At 72.8% G+C, this 19,324-nt stretch carries 16 protein-coding genes and 4 tRNA genes; 13 read left to right on the top strand and 7 right to left on the bottom strand.

Features of this window, described 5'->3' with window-relative positions; genetic code table 11:
- The 4 genes from MCM47_RS37495 to MCM47_RS37480 form a co-directional block, all read right to left on the bottom strand.
- The coding region (locus MCM47_RS37495) for a hypothetical protein (protein WP_238951490.1) at nucleotides 1–460 on the bottom strand (460 nt) is incomplete at its 3' end.
- On the bottom strand, nucleotides 457–1,041 hold the full coding sequence (locus MCM47_RS37490) for a DUF6426 family protein (protein ID WP_238951489.1): 585 nt from the start codon (nucleotides 1,039–1,041) through the stop codon (nucleotides 457–459). The genes MCM47_RS37490 and MCM47_RS37495, both read right to left, overlap by 4 nt.
- Nucleotides 1,042–1,164: 123 nt before the next feature.
- Entirely contained in the window at nucleotides 1,165–4,056 is a 2,892-nt protein-coding gene (locus MCM47_RS37485; protein ID WP_238951488.1) for a LuxR family transcriptional regulator, read from the bottom strand.
- 550 nt (nucleotides 4,057–4,606) lie between these two features.
- On the bottom strand, nucleotides 4,607–5,092 hold the full coding sequence (locus MCM47_RS37480; RefSeq protein ID WP_238951487.1) for a hemerythrin domain-containing protein: 486 nt from the start codon (nucleotides 5,090–5,092) through the stop codon (nucleotides 4,607–4,609).
- Between the two features lie 563 nt (nucleotides 5,093–5,655).
- Here MCM47_RS37480 and MCM47_RS37475 point away from each other — a divergent pair.
- A complete protein-coding gene (locus MCM47_RS37475) occupies nucleotides 5,656–6,753 on the top strand; it encodes a YafY family protein (RefSeq protein WP_238951486.1) in 1,098 nt (365 codons plus the stop codon).
- Here the strand turns inward: MCM47_RS37475 and MCM47_RS37470 are convergent.
- On the bottom strand, nucleotides 6,744–7,721 hold the full coding sequence (locus tag MCM47_RS37470) for an SDR family oxidoreductase (RefSeq protein WP_238951485.1): 978 nt from the start codon (nucleotides 7,719–7,721) through the stop codon (nucleotides 6,744–6,746). The two genes, MCM47_RS37475 and MCM47_RS37470, sit on opposite strands and share 10 nt — an antisense overlap.
- A gap of 544 nt (nucleotides 7,722–8,265) precedes the next feature.
- Here MCM47_RS37470 and MCM47_RS37465 point away from each other — a divergent pair.
- The 10 genes from MCM47_RS37465 to MCM47_RS37420 all read left to right on the top strand — a co-directional run bounded on the left by MCM47_RS37465 (nucleotide 8,266) and on the right by MCM47_RS37420 (nucleotide 15,762).
- Nucleotides 8,266–9,204: an SRPBCC family protein gene (locus tag MCM47_RS37465; protein WP_238951484.1), complete on the top strand. Its 939-nt coding sequence runs from the start codon at nucleotides 8,266–8,268 to the stop codon at nucleotides 9,202–9,204.
- Nucleotides 9,201–10,376, top strand: coding sequence for a zinc-dependent alcohol dehydrogenase (locus MCM47_RS37460; protein WP_238951483.1), 1,176 nt, complete (start codon nucleotides 9,201–9,203; stop codon nucleotides 10,374–10,376). The genes MCM47_RS37465 and MCM47_RS37460 overlap by 4 nt, the downstream gene beginning before the upstream one ends.
- A gap of 365 nt (nucleotides 10,377–10,741) precedes the next feature.
- Nucleotides 10,742–10,813 (top strand) — tRNA-Gln (locus tag MCM47_RS37455).
- 11 nt (nucleotides 10,814–10,824) lie between these two features.
- A tRNA-Ala gene (locus MCM47_RS37450) sits at nucleotides 10,825–10,912 on the top strand.
- Between the two features lie 20 nt (nucleotides 10,913–10,932).
- Nucleotides 10,933–11,025: transfer RNA gene (locus MCM47_RS37445), tRNA-Ser, on the top strand.
- 1 nt (nucleotide 11,026) lies between these two features.
- Nucleotides 11,027–11,109, top strand: a tRNA-Tyr gene (locus MCM47_RS37440).
- 872 nt (nucleotides 11,110–11,981) lie between these two features.
- Nucleotides 11,982–13,211 carry a PP2C family protein-serine/threonine phosphatase gene (locus MCM47_RS37435; protein WP_238951482.1) on the top strand — a complete coding sequence of 410 codons (1,230 nt, stop codon included), beginning with the start codon at nucleotides 11,982–11,984 and terminating at the stop codon, nucleotides 13,209–13,211.
- A 270-nt stretch (nucleotides 13,212–13,481) separates the two neighbouring features.
- Complete coding sequence (locus tag MCM47_RS37430; RefSeq protein WP_238951481.1) at nucleotides 13,482–14,333, top strand: class I SAM-dependent methyltransferase; 852 nt, start codon at nucleotides 13,482–13,484, stop codon at nucleotides 14,331–14,333.
- A gap of 43 nt (nucleotides 14,334–14,376) precedes the next feature.
- Complete coding sequence (locus MCM47_RS37425) at nucleotides 14,377–15,003, top strand: class I SAM-dependent methyltransferase (RefSeq protein WP_238951480.1); 627 nt, start codon at nucleotides 14,377–14,379, stop codon at nucleotides 15,001–15,003.
- A 108-nt stretch (nucleotides 15,004–15,111) separates the two neighbouring features.
- A complete protein-coding gene (locus MCM47_RS37420) occupies nucleotides 15,112–15,762 on the top strand; it encodes a hypothetical protein (RefSeq protein WP_238951479.1) in 651 nt (216 codons plus the stop codon).
- Nucleotides 15,763–15,925: 163 nt separating this feature from the next.
- On the opposite strand, the gene MCM47_RS37415 is transcribed toward MCM47_RS37420, so the two are convergent.
- Together MCM47_RS37415 and MCM47_RS37410 are read right to left on the bottom strand one after the other, a co-directional pair.
- Nucleotides 15,926–16,366 carry a nucleoside deaminase gene (locus MCM47_RS37415; RefSeq protein WP_238951478.1) on the bottom strand — a complete coding sequence of 147 codons (441 nt, stop codon included), beginning with the start codon at nucleotides 16,364–16,366 and terminating at the stop codon, nucleotides 15,926–15,928.
- On the bottom strand, nucleotides 16,363–17,178 hold the full coding sequence (locus tag MCM47_RS37410; RefSeq protein ID WP_238951477.1) for an LLM class flavin-dependent oxidoreductase: 816 nt from the start codon (nucleotides 17,176–17,178) through the stop codon (nucleotides 16,363–16,365). Before MCM47_RS37410 ends, MCM47_RS37415 begins: the two co-directional genes overlap by 4 nt.
- 93 nt (nucleotides 17,179–17,271) lie before the next feature.
- Here MCM47_RS37410 and MCM47_RS37405 point away from each other — a divergent pair, with 93 nt between their 5' ends.
- Together MCM47_RS37405 and MCM47_RS37400 are read left to right on the top strand one after the other, a co-directional pair.
- Nucleotides 17,272–17,718, top strand: coding sequence for an Lrp/AsnC family transcriptional regulator (locus MCM47_RS37405; RefSeq protein ID WP_238951476.1), 447 nt, complete (start codon nucleotides 17,272–17,274; stop codon nucleotides 17,716–17,718).
- A 314-nt stretch (nucleotides 17,719–18,032) separates the two neighbouring features.
- On the top strand, nucleotides 18,033–18,506 hold the full coding sequence (locus tag MCM47_RS37400; RefSeq protein ID WP_238951475.1) for a DIP1984 family protein: 474 nt from the start codon (nucleotides 18,033–18,035) through the stop codon (nucleotides 18,504–18,506).
- The last annotated feature ends 818 nt before the right edge of the window (nucleotides 18,507–19,324 follow it).

The following is a 19,324-nucleotide window of genomic DNA, read 5'->3' as shown; positions in this document are numbered from 1 at the left end:
CCGCGATGACGAAGCGCCGGCCGTCGGGCCAGGTGATCCTGGCAGTGGTGCGGCGGAGTCCGCCGCCGCCGGGGATGTTGGGGTCGGCGGCGACCAGCAGCCGGTGCAGCTCGGCGAGTGCGTCCGGGGTGAAGTGGGGCCGGGTGGAAGGCCGTTCGGCCAGTTCGGCGCGGACCGAGCGGACGGCCAGCAGTCCGGCCGCGATCCGGTGCTCGGCCGCCGAGGTCAACTGCTCGGCGAGCAGCCGGGGATCGGTCGCCCCGACATGGCGCAGGTGCAGCCGGGCCCGGGCCCGGGCCCGGTGGAACAGGTCGGGGTCGCCGAGGTGCGTCGCCGCGGCGGCCAGTTCGGCCAGGGCGTCGAGGGCCCGTGCGCGGTCCCCGGGGGGCACCGCCTCGGCGCCGGGCGGCGGCACGACGGGCTTGATCCGCCGTGCCGCCGTCGGGAGCCGACCGGTCACGAGCAGGAGTGGTCGATGATGGTGTTGGTCGGCACCTGCACGTCGACCAGCTGGGTCTGACCGCCGGGCAGGGTGATCGAGTAGGTGACCGTCTGGTACTGCGCGAACACCCCGAAGCTCTGGCCCGGCTGGAGCGTGACGTCCACGCTGTGCGTGGTCGTGGTCGTGGTGTTGACCTCGGCGCCGACGGCGGCCTTGAGGGCGTTCAGGGCCTCGGCCGAGAGGCTCGCCGTCACCTTGTACCCGGTGGCGACCTGGACGGTCACGTTCAGCTTCTCCGGGCTGTGGGTGCTGTTCTGCCGGCAGAACTGCTTGTCCTCCCCCTTCTCGCCGTACGAGTAGACGTGCGCCGAGGCCGCGCCGCCACCGCCGCCGTGCCAGGGGAAGGGCCAGCCCTCGGTGGGCGGCGTGTTGGGGCCGGTGACGACGATCGGGTCGTTGACGTTGTTCGGGTCGTCCCAGGGGTCGCAGCTGGTGTAGCAGTCGGCGGCGGCGGCCGCCTGCGGCACCACCAGGGCGGGCACGGCGGTCAGGACGGTGACACCGAGCGCGACGGCGCCCAGGGCCTTCTTGAGCTGCATGGTCTCTCCACGGTCGGGTGGTTCGAGGACGAGGGGGAGCGGGGTGTCCGGTGTCCCGCCCCGTCGCCGACGAGTCTCGCGGCCGCTCCCGTACCGGGGCATCGGTAGAACTGCGCAAGGTGCCTACCTGATCGGGTCCCGGCCCGCCGGATCGCCCGGGCCGTGGAGCAGCCGGGCGAGGGCCGAGCGGGAGGAGACGCCGAGCTTGCGGTAGATGCTGCCGAGGTGGGTGTCGACCGTGCGGGGGCTGAGCACCAGGCGCTCCGCGATCCGCCGGGACGTCAGGCCGCCGGCGGCGAGTTCGGCCACCTCGCGTTCGCGGGCGCTGAGCAGGGCGCCGAGCAGGGCGGCCGGGGCGGCCGGGGCTGCCGGGTCGGCCGCCGGGCCGACGGGGGAGCCACCGGGAGCGCCGGCCGTCAGCGCCGCCCGTGCCCGGGCGCCGTCCTCGACCAGGCGCAGCGCCCCGCAGCCGCGCGCCGCGTCGACCGCCTCGTCGAGCTCGGCCAGGGCGGCGGCGGGGCCGTGCGCCTGGGCGAGGACCGGGGCGGCGGCGATCACCGTCCAGGCGTACTGGACGGGCATCCGCAGCCCCCGGAGCACCCGGGCGGCCCGCAGCGCGAGCTCGGCCGCGCGCGCCGGGTCGCCCTCGACGAACGCCATCGCGGCGGCCGCGCGGTCGGCCTGGGACTGCTGGAACGGCAGCCGCCCGAGCCGCTCCGCGGCCCTGTCCGCCGCGCGGGCGCTGCGGCGGGCGGTGTCGAGGTCGCCGCACAGCAGCGCGGCCGTGGTCATCAGCGCGAACAGCGAGGGGTGGGCGGCCGGTTGGAGCAGGTGCAGGTCCTCGCCGCCGCTCTCCTCCAGCAGGGTGCGCAGGCAGGCGGCCGGGTCGCCGCCGACCAGCCGGGCCTGGGCCAGCAGCCCGACGGCGGAACCGGCCCACCAGCCGGTGCCGGGGACGGTGTGCCGCAGGCCCTGCTCGGCCAGCTCGACCACCTCGGCGGTCCGGCGCCGGGGCGCCGCCCACAGGAGCGCGCTGGCGCGCATCGCCATGGCCAGGCCGACGACGTCGGGAGCGCCGATCTCGGTACCCAGCCGTTCGGCCTCGCGGGCGTGCCGCTGCGCCAGGTCGAGCCGGCCGGCCCACTGGTCCAGGATCGACAGGCCGAGCAGGTGGTTGACCGCGAGGTGCTTGTGGGCGCCGCCGCTGGCGGTGGCCAGGCCGCGGCTGAGGTGCCGGTGGGCGTCGGTGAAGCGTTCCAGGTACAGCTCGGCGCAGCCGAGCAGGGCCAGGACGTCGGGGGCGCGGCCGACGACGGTGTCGGGGCGGGCGTCGACGAGCCGGCCGCACCGCTCGATCTCGGGCTCGGCCAGGGCGAAGTCCCCTGCGTAGCTGTCGCAGAAGGCGGCGAGGACGCGGAACGCGGTGCCGCCGTCCTCGCCGCCGGGGGTGGCCGCGGCGGCGGTGGCGCCCTCGTGCGCGAGCGCGCGGACCTCGGCCGCGGTGCCGCGGACGGCGTGCAGCAGGCCGTAGTCGAAGACCAGGTCGGCGGTGGCGGCGGGCAGCGGGGCGGGCAGCGGGCGGGGCAGCCGGTCGACGACGGTGCGGGCCATCGCGTCCGCCTCGGCGTACCGGCCGAGCAGCCGTTCGACGCCGACGCAGACCGCGAGGGCCTGGACGTCGAGCGGCGCCGGCAGCCCGCCGGGCGTCCGCAGGATCTCGTGGCCGAGCGCCCGGGCCTGCTCCAGCCGGCCGGCGGCGGTGAGGGCCCGGCAGCGGTCCAGCGCCAGGCCGACCCTGGTCCGCACGTCGTGGGTGTCGGCGGGCGCGGCCTCCAGCGCGGCCCGCAGCCAGCGGGCGGCGGTGGCGGGCGAGCGGACGAGGACCTCGGCCGCGCCCTCGACGAGCACGGGGAGGGCCTCGGCCGGGCCTCCGTCGAGCAGCAGCTGCTCGGCGTGCCGGGCCCGGGCGGTGGCCGGTGCGCCGCGCGCCTCCAGCAGCGCGAGGGCCCGGCGGTGGGCGTTCAGCCGCAGGCCGGGGTTGAGCCGGTGGTGGACCAGGCGGCCGAGCACGGGGTGGCGGAAGGCCAGGTCGCCGCCGGGTCCGAGCGAGCGGACCAGGTCGGCCCGGGCGAGTTCGGCGAGCGCGTCGGCGGTGCGGTCGGTGCGCTCCCCGGCCACCCGGGCGACGTCGCCGAGCCGGAACGGTTCGCCGAGCACGGCGGCGGCCGCCAGCACGTCCGCGACCGGTGCGGGGAGGGCGTCGAGTTCGGCGAGCAGGGGCGCGGCGGCGCGCAGCAGCGGGCCGGCGGCGGCGTCCGAGCGTTCCGGCCAGCGATCAGGGTCGGGGCCGGCGGCCAGCAGCAGGTGCAGGATCCGGGGGTTGCCGCCGGAGGCCGCGCGCAGCCGTTCGGCCCGGTGCTCGTCGGCCGCCGGGAGCAGGGAGGCGACGGCGGCGGCGGTGAGCGGCGCAGGTTCGACGCGGAGGACGGCGCCCGCCTGCTTGGCGCCGTCGAGCGCCGCGAGCAGGGCGGGTGGGGTCTGCCGGGGACGGTGGGCGAGGACCAGCAGCAGGCGGTCCGGCGGCGGTTCGCCGAGGAGACGTTCGGTGAGCCGGGCGGAGGCCGGGTCGCAGTGGTGGAAGTCGTCGAGCAGGAGCACGGTGCCGGCCGGGGCCGCGCACCGGTCGCGGAGGGCTCGGAGGAGGTCGCGGTCGGCGCCGGTGTCCCAGGGCAGGGCGGCCGGTGCTCCGGGGTCGGGGCGGTGGTCGCCGCTCTCCAACGCGTCGCGGAACACCTGGTAGGGCTTGGCCGCGGGGCCTTCGGCCCGGGCCCGCAGGACGGTGGCGCCGCGTTCGGCGGCCAGCCGGGCGAGCAGGTGCAGCAGGCTGGTCTTGCCGAGGCCGGGATCGGCCGCGAGGTCGAGCACCGCGCCGGTTCCGGCGCACAGCCCCTCCACGGCGCGGGCCAGCGCGGCGCGTTCCTCGTCCCGTCCGGGTAACGCCGACAGCCCTGCCACGGTTCGCCCCTCTCCGGCGCTCCCCGGGGCCGCTCCGCGAGGCCGCTCCGGGCATGTTAGCGATCTTCACAACGGGCCCACAAGGTTCGCCGGAGGGCCTCACCCCTGGCGATCTGACGGCGGCCGGCGATCAGGGCCTCGGCCGGTACGCCGGCCGTGACCAGGGCGGTCAGCACCAGCGCCGGGGAGGCGGTACCGAGGCGCAGCGCCAGGCCGGGCGGCACGGCGACCGGCCCTGGCCGCCGAGCGCGAAGCGGCGGCTGCCGCCCGCGCGCCCGCGAGCAGACCGAGCGGGAAGCGGCCCGCCCGGCCTGCATCCGCTGCGAGGTGAAGCTCACCGACGCGGCGCGCCGGGGATCTCGCCGACGGACTGGACCCGCCACGCATCTACGTCGCGCATCCTTGCGCGCCGACTGCCTGGGGGAATATCAGACCGGATAACGAGATCCACACCGTGTTAAGCGGGCACAGCAGGCGCTGAACGCGATCCGTGAGGACCGGATCGAGCAGCGCCGGACGATGACGAAGCTCGCCGAGGCCCCACGTCGACTCAGGCCGTACCGAACCGGAAGACCATATCGGTCCAGCCCGTGGCAGGTACTCCGTTGTCAAGCGCCTCGCTGATCGTCCGCTCTTCGTAGCTGAAGTGCGACTCCATGATCGCCGCCAATCCGTCAAGCTCACGCCCGATCGCTTCCAGGGTCGGGCCGCGTGATTCGGCAGCCCTGTCAGCGAGTTCACGTACCCGGGACAGGATCGAGGCGATCATGCCGTGATCTTCGACAAGACTCGTGACCGTCGAGGCGAGATCCGGGCGTTCGCGCAGCAACTGGGAGAACATCCCGGTGTCCTCGCCCTGATGGTGCGACGTCAGCGCGGTACAGAAGGCCAGGCAATGGGTGACAAGTGCGTCGTCGCTCAACCGGCGGTGTCCGATACTTGTCCTGATCTCGTTGATCTGGCGACGCAGTTCTTCATGTGCTCGTGAGAGCTGCACACTCAAGGCGACTACACGGTCGCCGTCGCGGGAAGCCACGGATGGCGGTCCCTTCGGTTCCGCACCTCCATGCCTGACGCAGTCCGCCACCGGCACGCGATGCTGCCGCAACCTGATCACACAGCGGGGCAGTTCGGCAAGCACGCTGCCTGCCTGCACCTGTGACCGGCTCGGAGCTGCCCCGGGGCGCTTCGCCAGCTCAGCCCTTCGCTCCAGAAGAACCGCACCCGTCGGCGATCGCGCGCAGCGGATCGCAGACCAGGCCCCGATGCTTGCCGAGCGCCGGGAACATCTCTGCCGTCTGCTGATGGACGGCCTGAGCCCGCGCTCGACTGGAGACCGGCCAACAGCACATCGTCGGCCAGGCCCTCGCGGACTGCTTCAACAGCGGCACCGGCTACGGCGGATTCACCGCCGACGACTTCGGCTTCCACCCCGACGACTTCGACCTGAGCTGACCCACCACAGCGGCACAAGGGGGTGACTGAGCGTCATAATCGGCCCGTACGGCCAAGTGCCCCGCTCAGCGCTCCCGGGCTGCCAAGGGGAACCAGCGGCGGCAGGAGGTCCCGTTCGTTCGTCGGGTCGGTGATCCTTGGAGGATGCGTGCCGCCCGCCTGATCCGTATGGCTCTCCTCATCCAGTCGAACCCCGGCCTGACCGCGGCCGCTCTCGCCCGCGAGCTGGAGATCTCCGAGCGGACCGTGATCCGCGACGCCCAGGCGTTGCAGGAGGCCGGCATCCCCGTCCGGTCGGAGCGGGGCCGGGTGGGCGGGTACTTCCTCGCCGCGGGATACCGGACCCGGCTCACCACGCTCCATCCCAGCGAGGCGGAGACGCTCTTCCTGTCCGGTGTGCCCTCCGCGTTGCACGATCTGGGGCTCTCGGACGCGGCGGAAACGGCCCGGCTCAAGCTCACCGCGACCCTGCTGCCGTCGGTGCGCCAGGCCGCCGAGTCCTCGGTGCGCCGCTTCCACCTCGACGCCCCGGCCTGGTTCCGCGAACCCGCCACCCCGGACCTGCTGCCGGAGCTGGCCCGCGCGGTGTGGGCGGACCGGGCCGTCGAGCTGTCCTACGCCCGGCCGGGCCGGGACGGCGCACCGCCCTGTGTCGTGACGCGGGTGGTGGAGCCCTACGGGCTCGTGCTGAAGGCCGGCACCTGGTACGTCGTGGCCCGCATCCCCGGCGAGCGGGAAGGCCATGACGGCGGCTGGCGTACCTACCGCGTCGACCGGATCACAGCGCTCGGCCCCGCGGCCGGAGCACAGGAGCCGTTCCTGCGCGACCCGACCTTCGAGCTGGCAGCGCACTGGCAGGCCCGCTCGGCCGCCTTCGCCCGCGCCCTGCTGCGCACCACCGTCACGGTCCGGCTGACCGGCCGGGGGCTGCGGCGGCTGCCCGCCGTCGTGGACGGGGCCGCCGTCGCGGACGCGCTCGCCTCCGCGAGCGCCCCGGACCCCGCCGGCCTGGTCACCGTCGACCTGCCGGCGGAGTCCGAGGACGTCGCCTTCGACCAGCTGGCCCGGCTCGGCGCGGACGCCGAGGTGCTGGCCCCGGCTTGCCTGCGCGCCCGCTTCCGCGAGCGCGCCGCGGCCCTGGCCGCCCTCTACCAGGCGGGCCCTCAGGAGACGGACCCTCAGGAGGCGCACCCCCCGGAGGCGGAACCCGCGGAAGGCGCGGAAGCCGAGGATCAGCGGTAGTCCTCGGGGGAGCTCTGCCTGCCGCAGGCGACGTCCTCGAGGTAGGTCCAGGCATCCGGCTGGCTGCCGTCCACGTCCGTCACCCCGTACGCCCTGGCCAGTTCCCCGCTGGAGGTGGACTTGCCGTTCCACCGCTTCGCGCGGTCCGGGTCGGCGGCCAGCGCCGCGACGGTACGGGCCAGGTAGCTCGGGGACTCCGCGATCGCGAACGCCGGCTCCTGGGCGATCGCATCACGCCAGTTCTCCTCACTCACCCCGAAGTGGGCGAGCATCTGCTCCGAGCGCAGGAAGCCCGGCGAGACCGCGACCGCCGCGCCCCCGTACTCCGCCAGCTCCTGACCCAACCCGAACGCGAGGCGGATCGGGGCGTTCTTCGCCAGGTCGTAGTACATGTTCTCGCGGTAGCGGCGGTTGGAGCGGGCGGTGCCGTCGGTGACCTCCACGTGCAGCGGCGCGTCGGAGCGGATCAGTAGCGGAAGCAGCAGCGCCGCCGTGATGACGTGCGAGCGGGCGCCGAGCTCCAGGATCCGCAGGCCGTCGGCGAGCGGTGTCTCCCAGCTCTTCTTCCCGAACACGGAGGCGGCCAGAAGGTGTTCGCCGCCCCACAGGTCGTTGACGAGGATGTCGAGCCGCCCGTGCTCCCGGTCGATCCGCTCGACGAGGGCGCGTACCTGGGCTTCGTCGAGATGGTCGGTGGGAACCGCGATCCCGGTGCCGCCCGCTGCGGAGACGAGTTCGGCGGTCTCCTCGATGGTCTCGGTGGTCCGGCCGACCTCGCTGGCCCGGGCCCGGGTGGTACGGCCGGTGACGTACACGGTCGCACCGGCCCGGCCCAGCTCCACGGCCTGCGCCCGCCCCGCCCCACGGGTGGCACCCGCCACGAGCGCAATCCGCCCCGTGAGCGGACCCGTCGCGCCTGCCTGCGCGGTCATCGAAGTGTTCCGGGTGGTGATGTCCTCGTTGCTCATGTCATCCATCGTTCACGGCAAAACTGACAGAACACGTCACCCTTTACCGGGCGTTTCGTCCGTAGGGGGCCGCGCGCCAGGCCGGAGCGTGTCCGCGCCGGGGCAGCCGTACGGACCGGAGTGCCGGATCCCCACATCGCGCACAGGCGCGGGCGCAGAGGCCAGTCCATCGGTGGGGGGTGTTTCGCGCCCGGACCGGCGGGCAGCCGCATGGCACGCCGCCGGAGCGCCGAGGCTCAGCCTGGCGGGTCCGGTGGCGGCGGCCCCCGTGCCACCTGATCCGGGTGGGATGGGCGTAGCGGCGTACCGGAGGTCCGGGCGCCGTCGTGTCGGCTTTCGGACGGCGGGCTCTTGCGCCGGCTCGTCATCGCCGTCCCGCAGTCATGCCGTGGCAACCGCGAAAGGGAGGTCTCCGGGAGCGGCCCTCCGGGCGGCCGTCGGCGCTCCCGCCGTGCCCGAGCGGCCGCGATCGGCCGCCGTGCGCCTCGTCTTCCCACCCGAGCGGCTCGTCCTCCGTCCATCCGACCGCACGTGAGAAGCACTCATGAAGACAGACACCCGCTCCACCTCCCCTCCGCGCGACGATCCGCTCGTGCGCGGCCTCGGCTGGGCCAGCGCGCTCCTGGGCGTGCCCCAGGTCGTCGCCCTGGCGGGCTTCGTCCGGGCCCTGGGCCTGGACGCCACCTCCCGGCGCCGCTCGGCCACGACTGCCGTCGGTGTGCGCGAGCTGGCGGCGGCGGCCGGGCTGCTGTGCCGGCCGCACTCCGCCTGGCTCTGGGCCCGGGTCGGCGGCGACCTCATGGATCTGACGATGCTGACCCGGGCCCTGAGGAACCACAGGGGAAGCGGCTTCGGCCGCACCGCTGCCGCGACCGCCGCAGTCACCGCCATCACGGCCACGGACGTCTACGCGGCCGTGACCCGCACCCGTAGGAGCACTCCCGTGGAACTGACCGCAGCCACCACCGTCACCCGGTCCCCGGAGGAGGTCCACGGCCTCTGGAGCGACCTGGAGCGACTGCCGGACTTCATGGCCCACCTGGACGAGGTCCGCGTCACCGGCCCGCGCACCAGCCACTGGCGGGCCAGCGCGCCGTTCGGCAAGACGGTCGAATGGGACGCCGAGACCACTGAGGACGTCGTCGGCCGGCTGATCGCCTGGCACTCGGTGGACGGCGCCGACATCGACAACTCCGGCGAGGTCCGCTTCGCGCCCGCGCCCGGCGGCCAGGGCACCGAGATCAAGGTGACCCTCCGCTACGACCTGCCCGGCGGGGCGCTGGGCAAGGCCGCGGCGCGCTACTTCGGCGAAGAACCGCACCAGCAGCTGGACGATGACCTGCGCCGCTTCAAGCAGATCGTGGAGACCGGCGAGGTCGTCCGTTCCGAGGGAGCGCCCGGCGGCAAGCGGGCCCGCGGCGAGTTCCCCCAGCGCCCGGCCCGACCGCTGACCGAGGACGAACTGAAGGAGGTCCTGACATGAAGGCGAACTGCTGGATGGGTCGCAACTCGGTGGAGGTGCAGGACGTTCCCGAGCCGTCGATCCTGAGCAGCCGCGACGCCATCGTGAAGATCACCTCGACGGCGATCTGTGGCTCCGACCTGCACCTGCTCGACGGCTACGTCCCCACCATGGAGAAGGGCGACATCGTGGGCCACGAGTTCATGGGGGAGGTCGTCGAGCTCGGCCCGGGCATCAGCGGCGACGGACTGCGCGTCGGCGACCGGGTCGTCGTGCCCTTCCCCATCGCCTGCGGCGCCTGCGCGGCCTGCCGTGCGGAGCTGTACTCGTGCTGCGAGAACAGCAACCCCAACGCCGGCATCTCGGAGAAGTTCTTCGGCCACCCCACCAGCGGGATCTACGGCTACTCGCACCTCACCGGCGGTTTCGCCGGGGGCCAGGCCGAGTACGCCCGGGTGGTGTTCGCCGATGCCAACGCCTTCAGGATCGAGTCGGACCTCACCGACGAGCAGGTGCTGTTCCTGTCCGACATCCTGCCGACCGGGTACATGGGCGCCGACATGTGCGACATCCGGAAGGGCGACGTCGTCGCCGTCTGGGGCGCCGGTCCGGTCGGCCAGTTCGCCATGGACAGCGCCCGGGTCCTCGGTGCGGAGAAGGTCATCGCGATCGACAAGGAGCCCTACCGGCTCGACATGGCCGCCGCCCAGGGCTACACCACCGTCAACTTCGAGGACACCGACGTACGGTCGGCACTGCTCGACCTCACCGGCGGCCGCGGCCCCGAGAAGTGCATCGACGCGGTCGGCCTGGAGGCCACCCACGGCGCCTCCCACATCCACCTCTACGACCGTGCCAAGCAGGCGATCCGCTCCGAGACCGACCGGCCGCACGCCCTGCGTCAGGCCATCCTGTCCTGCCGCAGCGGCGGCGTGGTGTCGGTCATCGGCGTGTACGGCGGGCTGATCGACAAGTTCCCCGCGGGCGCCTGGATGAACAGGTCCCTCACCCTGCGCACCGGGCAGTGCCACGTGCAGAAGTACATGAAGCCGCTGCTGAGGCTGATCGAGCAGGGCGAGATCGACCCCACCCGGATCATCACCCACCGGCTGCCCCTGGCCGAGGCACCCACCGGCTACGACCTGTTCAAGAACAAGAAGGACCGCTGTGAGAAGGTCGTCCTCACGCCGTGACGGACGCGATCAGCAGGCCGGCGCCGCGCGGTCGCCCTCCCGTGGGGACGGCGACCGCGCGGCGCCGGGTGATGCGGTCGATCCCGGGGGCGTCGTCGGGCGGCGGGGTGCTGGGTGGCGCGGCCGCGGTAATTCGGTTGTCCCACCCGGCGGCGGCGCGGCACAGTAAGACCCATCGCGCCGAACAGGCCCAGGAAACAGGAAGGGGCTCGACAGTGAAGACCGTGACCCGTGTCCAGTCGTATCAGCGCTCCTCGAGTTCCCACTCCTGCGGGACGTCCTCGTAGCGCGCTGACCGGCCTTGACGCCGGGCCGCCCAAGGGATCGTTCCTCGCCCGGGCGGCCCCTTTTCGGTGCTGCCACCGTGCCGGATGGTGCAACTGGCAGCACACCTGACTCTGGATCAGGCGATCGGGGTTCGAATCCTCGCCCGGCAGCGCAGTACAGCGGAGAGTTGGCCGAGTGGTGAAGCAGCGGCTTGGCTCAAGCCGTCGTGGGGTGGAAGCCCGCACGCACCCGAACTCGTGCACTCTGCGCGCAAACACAACACTGTCATGGAGGAGCCAGCCGACAGGCGGCGCCGGCCGCGGTCTTGAAAACCGTCGGGTGCGTGAGCACCGTGTGGGTTCGACCCCCACCTCCTCCGCCAAGGGCGAGCTGGGCACAGGAGAGCCCAAGGGTCTGTAACACCCCCGCTCCGGCTGTGGCGGTTCGACTCCGCCCTCGCCCACCACGGCTACCGGCCGGCTGATTCGCCGAGGGTTCGCCAGTACGTCGAGGACCTGCGCCAGGAGTAGCCACCCGGACGGGTCCAGCGGCTCGGACTTCCTCTTCCGCAACGAGATCGCGGCGGGGCCGCTCGGACGATGCACGCCTGTGGCGCGACGGAACCACGAGGCCTCCCACGCAGCTTGCCACCCGCCCCAAGGCGCCGCACCGCCGACCCGCGTTCGGTCCGCTCCGGTCAGCCACGGCACCATCGCGCCGCATGGCCGACCATCAGCGGCAGGACACGTACGAGAACGCTGTCCCGAGGCCCCGAGCTCAGCGACGCCGAGAACGCGGTGCGGCGCCTTCATGCCACCCTCGCCGGGGAGCCGGACACCGAACCCGCGCACGCGCACCCGCGTCCCTGACTGCCTTGGGCGCCGGGCGGTCCGCGCTCGACACCGCGGATCCCGAGGCCGCGTACGAGCTCCTGCGCCGCGCCTATGCGGGCCTGTGGGTCAGGGCGAGCCGCCACGCAGGCAACTACACGGCGGTGCGCAGTCTGGCGTGCAGGAGCAACATACGGCTCTGCCGGACCGTTCACTGCGTGCCGCCCGTGGCCGGCGCCGCCGGGCTGCCGGGCGAGCGCGGCGGGCCGGCACCGCTCCTGCATCGCGTTCGGCGCGACCGTCACCCAGGACCCTCGCGGCACCGAGCGCGGGTCACGTTCACCCCTTCCGAGCAGGTGCGGTCGTGGAGCGGAACATGTCCGCTCCTCGCCGTCGTGGTGGAATTCCGCGGGCCGACGGGGCCCCGTGCGCGTGATGATGAAGGCAGGCCGCCGGAGGTGGCCGGACCAGCTGCGAAGGGAGGCGCGTGTCTGTCGAGGGATCCGGCTTGGGGGAGGTCCTTGCCGACGTGCTGGCCGCCGCCCACCGCCTGGCCCCGCGGGAGATCCCCGCGCTGGTCCAGGACGCCGCGCTGCGCCTGGGCCTGTCCGAGGCCCGCGTCTTCGTCGCGGACGTGCAGCAGCACCAGCTGATCGCCCTGCCCAGCCCGGACCAGACGGCGCTGCTGGTCGCCGGATCGCCGGTGGAGCTGGAGACCATCGCGGTGGACACCTCCCTGGGCGGGCGCGCCTACCGCACCGAGACGGTACAGCTCGCCGCCGACACCGGCTCGTCCGGCACCGGCCCGTCCGGCATCGTGGGCTGGCTGCCGCTCGTGGACGGCATCGAACGCCTCGGCGTGCTGAAGATCGCCGCCCCCGCCCTTGGTGCGCCCCTGCTGGAGCGGTGCCGGGCCCTGGCCTCCCTGATCGCGATGATCCTGGTGGCCAAGCTGCACTACAGCGACGTCCTGGCCCGGACCGTGCGCAGCCGGCCGATGGCGTTGCAGGCGGAGCTGCTGTGGGCGTTCGTGCCACCGCGGACCATCGGCACCACCGCAGTCACCTCCTCCGCCGTCCTGGAACCCGCCTACGAGGTCGGCGGCGACGCCTTCGACCACACCCTGGCCGGCACCCACCTGCACCTGACCCTGCTCGACGCCATGGGTCACGACCTCGCCTCCGGCGGCTGCAGCGCCGTCGCCCTCGCGGCCTGCCGCTCCACCCGCCGCGCCGGCGGGGGCCTCACGGACATCGCCGAACAAATCGACCGCACCCTCGCCCGCTGGATCCCGGACCGGCTGCTGACGTGCGTCATCGCCGACCTCGACACGGTCACCGGCCGCTTCGACTGGATCAACTGCGGCCACTTGGCGCCGTTGCTGATCCGCGACGGCCGCATCGTCACCGGGGCGCTCGATCGTCACCCGCACCTGCCGCTCGGCCTGGGCGACACGGGCCTTCCCCCGCCCCAGGTCCACACCCTGCGCCTCCAGCCCGGCGACCGGGTGCTGACGTTCACCGACGGCGTCACCGAGGCCCGCTCGGCCACCGGCGAACTGTTCGGCGAGAACCGCCTCGCCGACACCGTCGTGCGCGCCATGGCCGACGGCCTGCCCGCACCCGAAGCCCTGCGCCGCCTCATCCAGCGGATCCTCCTCCACCAGGACCAACAGCTGCGCGACGACGCCACCATCCTGCTCACCGAATGGCACCCCCACACGGCCGGGCCCACCTGAGGAGACCGGGCTCTGCTCCGTGGGTCGACCCGTAATTGATCCGGCGCCGTTTGGTCGTTGGTCATTCCCGCGAGGGACGGAACACGCAGGGTTTTCTCGCTTCTCGGAGCCGACCCGCAGGTTATTCCGGGGATCGTGAGGATCGAATTCGTTACCAAAAGAGAACCCGGAATCCCTTTCGAAAGATTCACTTTTGTGATATGATGCCAAATCATTGGGCTAATGTCCTGCATTGTGATGAACAAGGGACAACCCAGCCAGACAGCCCTCATGTCGGCCGCAGCACGCGCAGCACACCTCATCGTCGACGAGACTCCCTCGATCTTCGCCGACACCCTGGCGCACACCTTCCTGGGGGAGCGTGCTGAAGAACTCCTCGACTACCACCGCTCCTATGGTGGGCACCCGGTCCTGTCCGGTGCGCGGACGACGGCCGTTACCCGAAGCCGCTACACCGAGGACCGACTGGCCGAGCTGGCCGGCCGGGGCGTCGACCAGTACGTGATCCTCGGTGCGGGGCTGGACTCCTTCGCCTACCGGTCGGAACTGGCCGCCTCCGTGCGGGTGTTCGAGGTGGACGAGCCGACGACCCAGCAATGGAAGCGGGCGCTGCTGGTGGAGACGGGGACGACGGTGCCACCGTCCGCCGTCTTCGTCCCGGTCGACTTCGAGAAGGAGTCCGCCCGGTCACTTGCCGATCACCTCGTGCGGGCCGGCTTTGACCCGGGCCGACCCGCACTGGTCAGCTGGCTCGGGGTCACGATGTACCTGACCCCGGAGGCGATCAGGCGGACCCTGGCCGTCATCTGCGGCTTCGCACCCGGCACAGAGCTCATCGTGGAGCACCTCCTCCCGGCCGGACTCCGCGACGAGGTGGGTCAGTCCTATGCGGAGCTGGTCATGGCAGCGGCGGCCGAGCAGGGCGAGCCCTGGCAAACGTTCCTCAGCATCGAGCAGATGGACACCCTCCTGCTTGAGCACCGGCTCCAGCCGATCGAGTACGCCCGGCAACGCGAGACGATCAACCCTGCGGAGTGGGAGCGTACCGACACGCTCCGCCCGTTCGAGTTGTCCGTCCTCGCCCGTGCGAGGGTGGTGGCGCTGCATCAGCGGAGCCGGTGAAAGGCGTCGCGCTGGAGAGCTTCGGGCACTACCGTGCGGCGGCGTGGACGTAGAAGATCCCAAGGACTTGGTCCGGCACGGGTATGACCTGCTGTCGGCGCGCTACGAGCGTGCATTCGGCAGTGAGACCAAGTACGGCTCGTGGATCGGGCAGTTGCTCGATCGGATGCCGGATGCAGCCACGGTCTTGGATGTCGGGTGCGGGACCGGTGTTCCGGTGGTCCGCTCGCTTGTCAGGGCCGGTCACCGTGTCACTGGTGTCGACACCAGTGAGGTCCAGATCCGAAGGGCCCGGGAGCTGGTGCCGGATGCCGACTTCATTCGGGCTGACGCCACGGCCTTGGAGCTTCCGCAGGAGAGCTTCGACGCTGTGGTCTGTTTGTATGCGCTGATCCACATTCCGTTGGCGGAGCAGCCCGCCATGCTGGAGCGGATCGCTTCCTGGCTTCGGCCTGGGGGTTGGTTCCTGGGCACCACCGGGCACCAGGCCTGGACCGGGACTGATGAGGACTGGCTCGGTGGCGGGGTCGCGATGTGGTGGAGCCACGCGGACGCCGCCACGAACCGCTCCTGGCTCGTGCGGGCCGGCCTTGACGTGGTCCACGAGGAGTTCGTGCCCGAGGGGAACAGCGGTCACGTCCTGTTCTGGGCTCGGAGACCCGCAGTGTGAGCAGGACAGGCGTGAGGTACGGGCATCGTTCCCCCTGTGCGCCGCTGACCTGCACGGATGCATCCCCAAGACTTGAGTCGAACGCCTGTTCGAACTACCGTTGGGGGTGTGACCGCAGCCGTCCCGTTCTCCCGCGCCGCCCGCCCCGAGGCGGAGCCCGGCGATGCCGAGCGCCCGCCCAGGGAACTGATGGCCCTGCCCGGCCTCTACCGGGACGTGCGCCGCTGGCGGCTGGTGGAGGTCCGCCTCGGCGGCCGGTGGCGTCCCGGGCTGCTCACGGTGTGGCGCCGGCCCCCGGGCAGCAGTGTCTGGGTGGTCCACGTGCGCTGGGCCGAGGACACGGACAGCGCCGAGCCGTCCTGGGGCTGGTTCCTCTACAGCGAGCGGACGATCCGGCCGCTGCCCGAGCCCGGCGGCCGGGCCCCGGCCGCGGCGCCGTTCCTCGGCGCGTGGCGCGACGCCGCGCCGGTGCCCGCCGAGCTCGCCGGGCCGCCCGGCGCGGACGGCGACGTGCACCGCTGGCAGCTGGTCTGGATCCGCACCGGAGGCCGCTGGTGCTCAGGGACGGTGACGGCGCGCCGCCGGCTGGGGGAGCGGTGGATCGCCCACGTCCGCTGGGGCGAGGACCGCCAGGTGGCCTGGGTCGTCATGGACGGCGCCACCGTGCAGCCCGTCCCGGTCGGCGATCCGCCTGCCGGCCCCGACCGGTCCGGGACGCCGGCCGACACGGCGGCCGGCCGGGCAAGCGAGGCCCGATGACGCTCGCCGCCGTCCACGACCAGGCGGCCCTCCAGACCAGGCCGCCGTCGACCCCGCCGGACGCGACCTCACCCGCCACCCCCGCCCGCCAGGCCCAGGCCGTGCATCGTCTCCGTTCCCATCTCTGTCCGCCTTCAGGTGCCGCACGAACTGCCGGTCGTGGTCATCGGGCGGGCCGGTAGTAGGCCGCCACGGGGGCCCGCGCCTCGTCGTGGACGGCCGGACCGTCGTGCGGCACCGTCGGCCAGGCGCCCGACGGCGGGTTGAGCGCGACGAGTTGCTCGGTTGACAGCGCGTAGACGACCCGGCCGAGGCCCGAGCGGGCGATGCCGCCGTCGCACATGCCGCACGGCTCGCAGCTGGTGTACAAGGTGGTACCGGCGGCCGTGCCCGGGTCGAGTTCGCGGGCCGCCCAGCGGGCGAGCTTCAATTCCGGATGGGCGGTGATGTCGTTGTCCCGCCGGACCGTGTTGTGGGCTTCCGCGAGCACGGTGCCGTCCGGTCCGGCGAGAAGGGATCCGTAGGGCGCGTCGCCCAGGGCGACCGCGTGGGCGGCGATGGCGATGGCACGCCGCAGAAGGGCCTCGTCGGCTGAGGTGATCATGATTCGGCCTTCTGCCAGTGGGTGGCCACGGTGGTGAGCGCCTGCCATGCCGCGTCGGGCCGGCGGGTCTCTTCCGGATCTCCGCGATAGGGGTCGAGGACGACGGTGTCCGCGCCCAGCAGGCGCAGTTGGTGAAGGTCGTCGAGGATCTGCTCGACGGTGCCGACGCCGGCGGGCCGGTCGGGGGCGTCGACCGGGGTACCGGTGACGTGCAGGGCGATCCGGGGCACGAAGTCCGGCAGCACGTGCCGCCGCAGGATCGCGCGCATGTGGGGGAGGGAGAGCCGCAGCGGGTGCCAGGCGTCGCCGAACCTCATGGCGCGTCGTAGGGCCGCCTCGCTGTGGCCGCCGATCCAGACCGGAACCTCGCCCTCACGGCGCCCCGCGTCCCTGGCCTGCCGGAGGATGCCAAGACACTCGTCCGTCAGCCGGCCACGCGCGGTGAACGGCACGCCCAGCGCCTCGAATTCCTGCCGGGCCCAGCCGACGCCCACTCCGAGGACGAAACGGCCGCCGCTCAGTTGGTGGAGGCCGGCAGCCATGCGGGCCACCAGCAGGGGATGCCGGTACGGCAGGACGAGCACGGTCGTGCCCAGCCGCACCGTGGTGGTGAGCCCGGCCAGCCACGACAGGGTGGTGAACGGCTCGTAGAACGGCTCCGGATACCGCTCGGCCACCTCCGGGGTGACCGCCACATGGTCCGACACCATGAGGACGCCGAAGCCGAGGCCCTCCACGAGCCTCGCCCATTCGCGCAGGACACCGGGATCGGTCCCCGGCCCGAAGTTCGGTACATTGACGCCGAGTTGCATGGCCCGACGCTATCCCGGTGATCACGGGGGAGGGAACCGAAACCTCCCTGCGTAGCTGCTGTTCCTCCGTGACTTTGTTGGTACTTTCGCCACATGACCGGGAATCTCGACCACGTCGACTGGGCGATCATCGAACAACTGCAACGGGAGGCCCGCATCTCCCTCAGCGAACTGGGTCGCCGCGTGAACCTCAGCCCCTCGGCCACCACCGAACGCGTCCGCAATCTGGAGGCCGTGGGCGTCATCACGGGCTACCACGCCGAGATCGACCTCGCCAAGGTCGGCTACCCCGTCCTCGCCGTCGTCCGGCTGAAATACCCGGGCAACCGCCACGAACCGCTGCGCCGCCTCCTCGCCGACCGCCGCGAGATCCTCGAGTGCCTGCGCACCACCGGCGACGACTGCTACACCCTGAAGGTAGCCGCGACCTCCATGGGACACCTGGAGACCCTCATGGACGAACTCGCCGGCTTCGGCAGCACCACCACGAGCGTCGTCTACAGCCAGACTCTCCCCTACCGCGGTCCCCACCGCCCCTGATCAACGCTCCCGTCGTCCGAGATCGGAGGGCGCGCCTCTTGGCGCCGCCCTCCCCGACCGCCGACGCCGCTCTCCCGCTGGCGGGTGATCCTGACCGGGGGAGTACCCGGGCCGAGCCGTGGTCCATCAAGGCGTCATGTGGCCGGTGACCCGGGCCAGCGCGCAACGCTCCGATGCCGTAAAGCCGCGCGTACGGTTCGATGCACTGCCCACCGGCGGCCGCGGCTGGGCCGGCTCCGTCCTGCGATCCGCGCTGTCAGGCAGCGACGTGCATACTTACCGGACGATCATTAGGACGCAGAGGTGATGACGCGGTGAAACTGGCTGAAGCGCTCGCGCAGCGCGCGGCTGCGGTGCGGCGGGTGGAGCAGTTGCGGGCGCGCGTCGTCGGCTGTGCCCGCTACCAGGAGGGCGAAGAGCCGGCCGAGAACGCGGCGGAGGTCCTGGCCCAGGCCGGCGAGATGCTGGACGAGCTGGAGCGGCTGATCCGCCAGATCAACCGAACCAACTCCACCGCGCTCATCGAAGGTGGTGGCACCCTGACCGACGCCCTCGCCCGCCGGGATGTCCTGCGGCTGCGCCACTCGGTGATCACCGCGGCTGCCGACGCCGCGTCCGGGCGCGATCAGCGCGGAGCCGTACGGCAGTTGAGGTCCGAGCTCAGGATTCTCTCCGCCTTGCCGGTCGCCGAACTCCACGCCCAGGCGGACGTCCTGGCCAAGGAGATCCGCGAGGTGGACACGCTGATCCAGCGCACCAACTGGGAGATCGACCTGATCGAGGACTGATCCCACGAGCGGGGTGTGGGAAGCAGGTAGTCGTCACGGAGGCGTGCACACACCGCGGGTCGGCGGTCTATCCGGCCCTTGGCGCGTGAAGAGCAACGCAGGGGTTCAATTCCTCATCAACAGTGCAGCTCAGCATCGCGTACAGGTGACAGAGCACACCGCACAGCTCACTACCACGTGCAGATCCGGACGACGAGGGCGGGAACGGGGCGCCCCACACCCGATGCGAGGGCCGTGCGACCAGCGCGGCCCTCGCATCCACTCCGCCCCAGAGCCACCCAAGAAGCGCCATCTGGAGCCGTGGTGGCACCCGTGCGCCGGACGGCCACGACCTCGGGGCCCGAACGCCCGGGGAGACCCTGGACGCCGTCCTCACGGCCGCGCCCGGCTCCGAGCGGATCCACCCCACCGCCGGCGCCCCCTGGCACGCCTCCCCGGTCCGCGCTGCCCGGCCGCCAGCCCCGACCTGGCCGGGCAGCGCCGGGGGCTGCCAGACCTGGTCCAGCGAGCACCTGAGCCCGGGCGGGGGAGTCACGACGTAGAAGCGGGCACAGAGCGTCGCCGCGCTCGGGCAGGTAGACCTCGACCCACTTGACGGCCTGATCGGTCTTCGAGGTGCGGAACCGCAACTGGGCGCCGGGCGCGCGGACAATGCCGGAGAGAAGGACATTGCCGGGTTCTTTCGCGCCGTGATGGAGGAGGACTTCGCCCGCGCCCCAGCAGTGTCACGAGTTCCTGCGCCGCCCAGCAGGCACCACGAAGCGGGCGGCCCCGCGGTGAGAGGCGGTGCCGCGTCATGAGCCCCGCGCCCCGGCGGG

Source organism: Kitasatospora sp. A2-31 (genome assembly GCF_022288725.1).
In the GTDB taxonomy this organism is placed as follows: Bacteria; Actinomycetota; Actinomycetes; order Streptomycetales; family Streptomycetaceae; genus Kitasatospora.
This window is presented reverse-complemented; position numbering and strand designations above follow the sequence as displayed.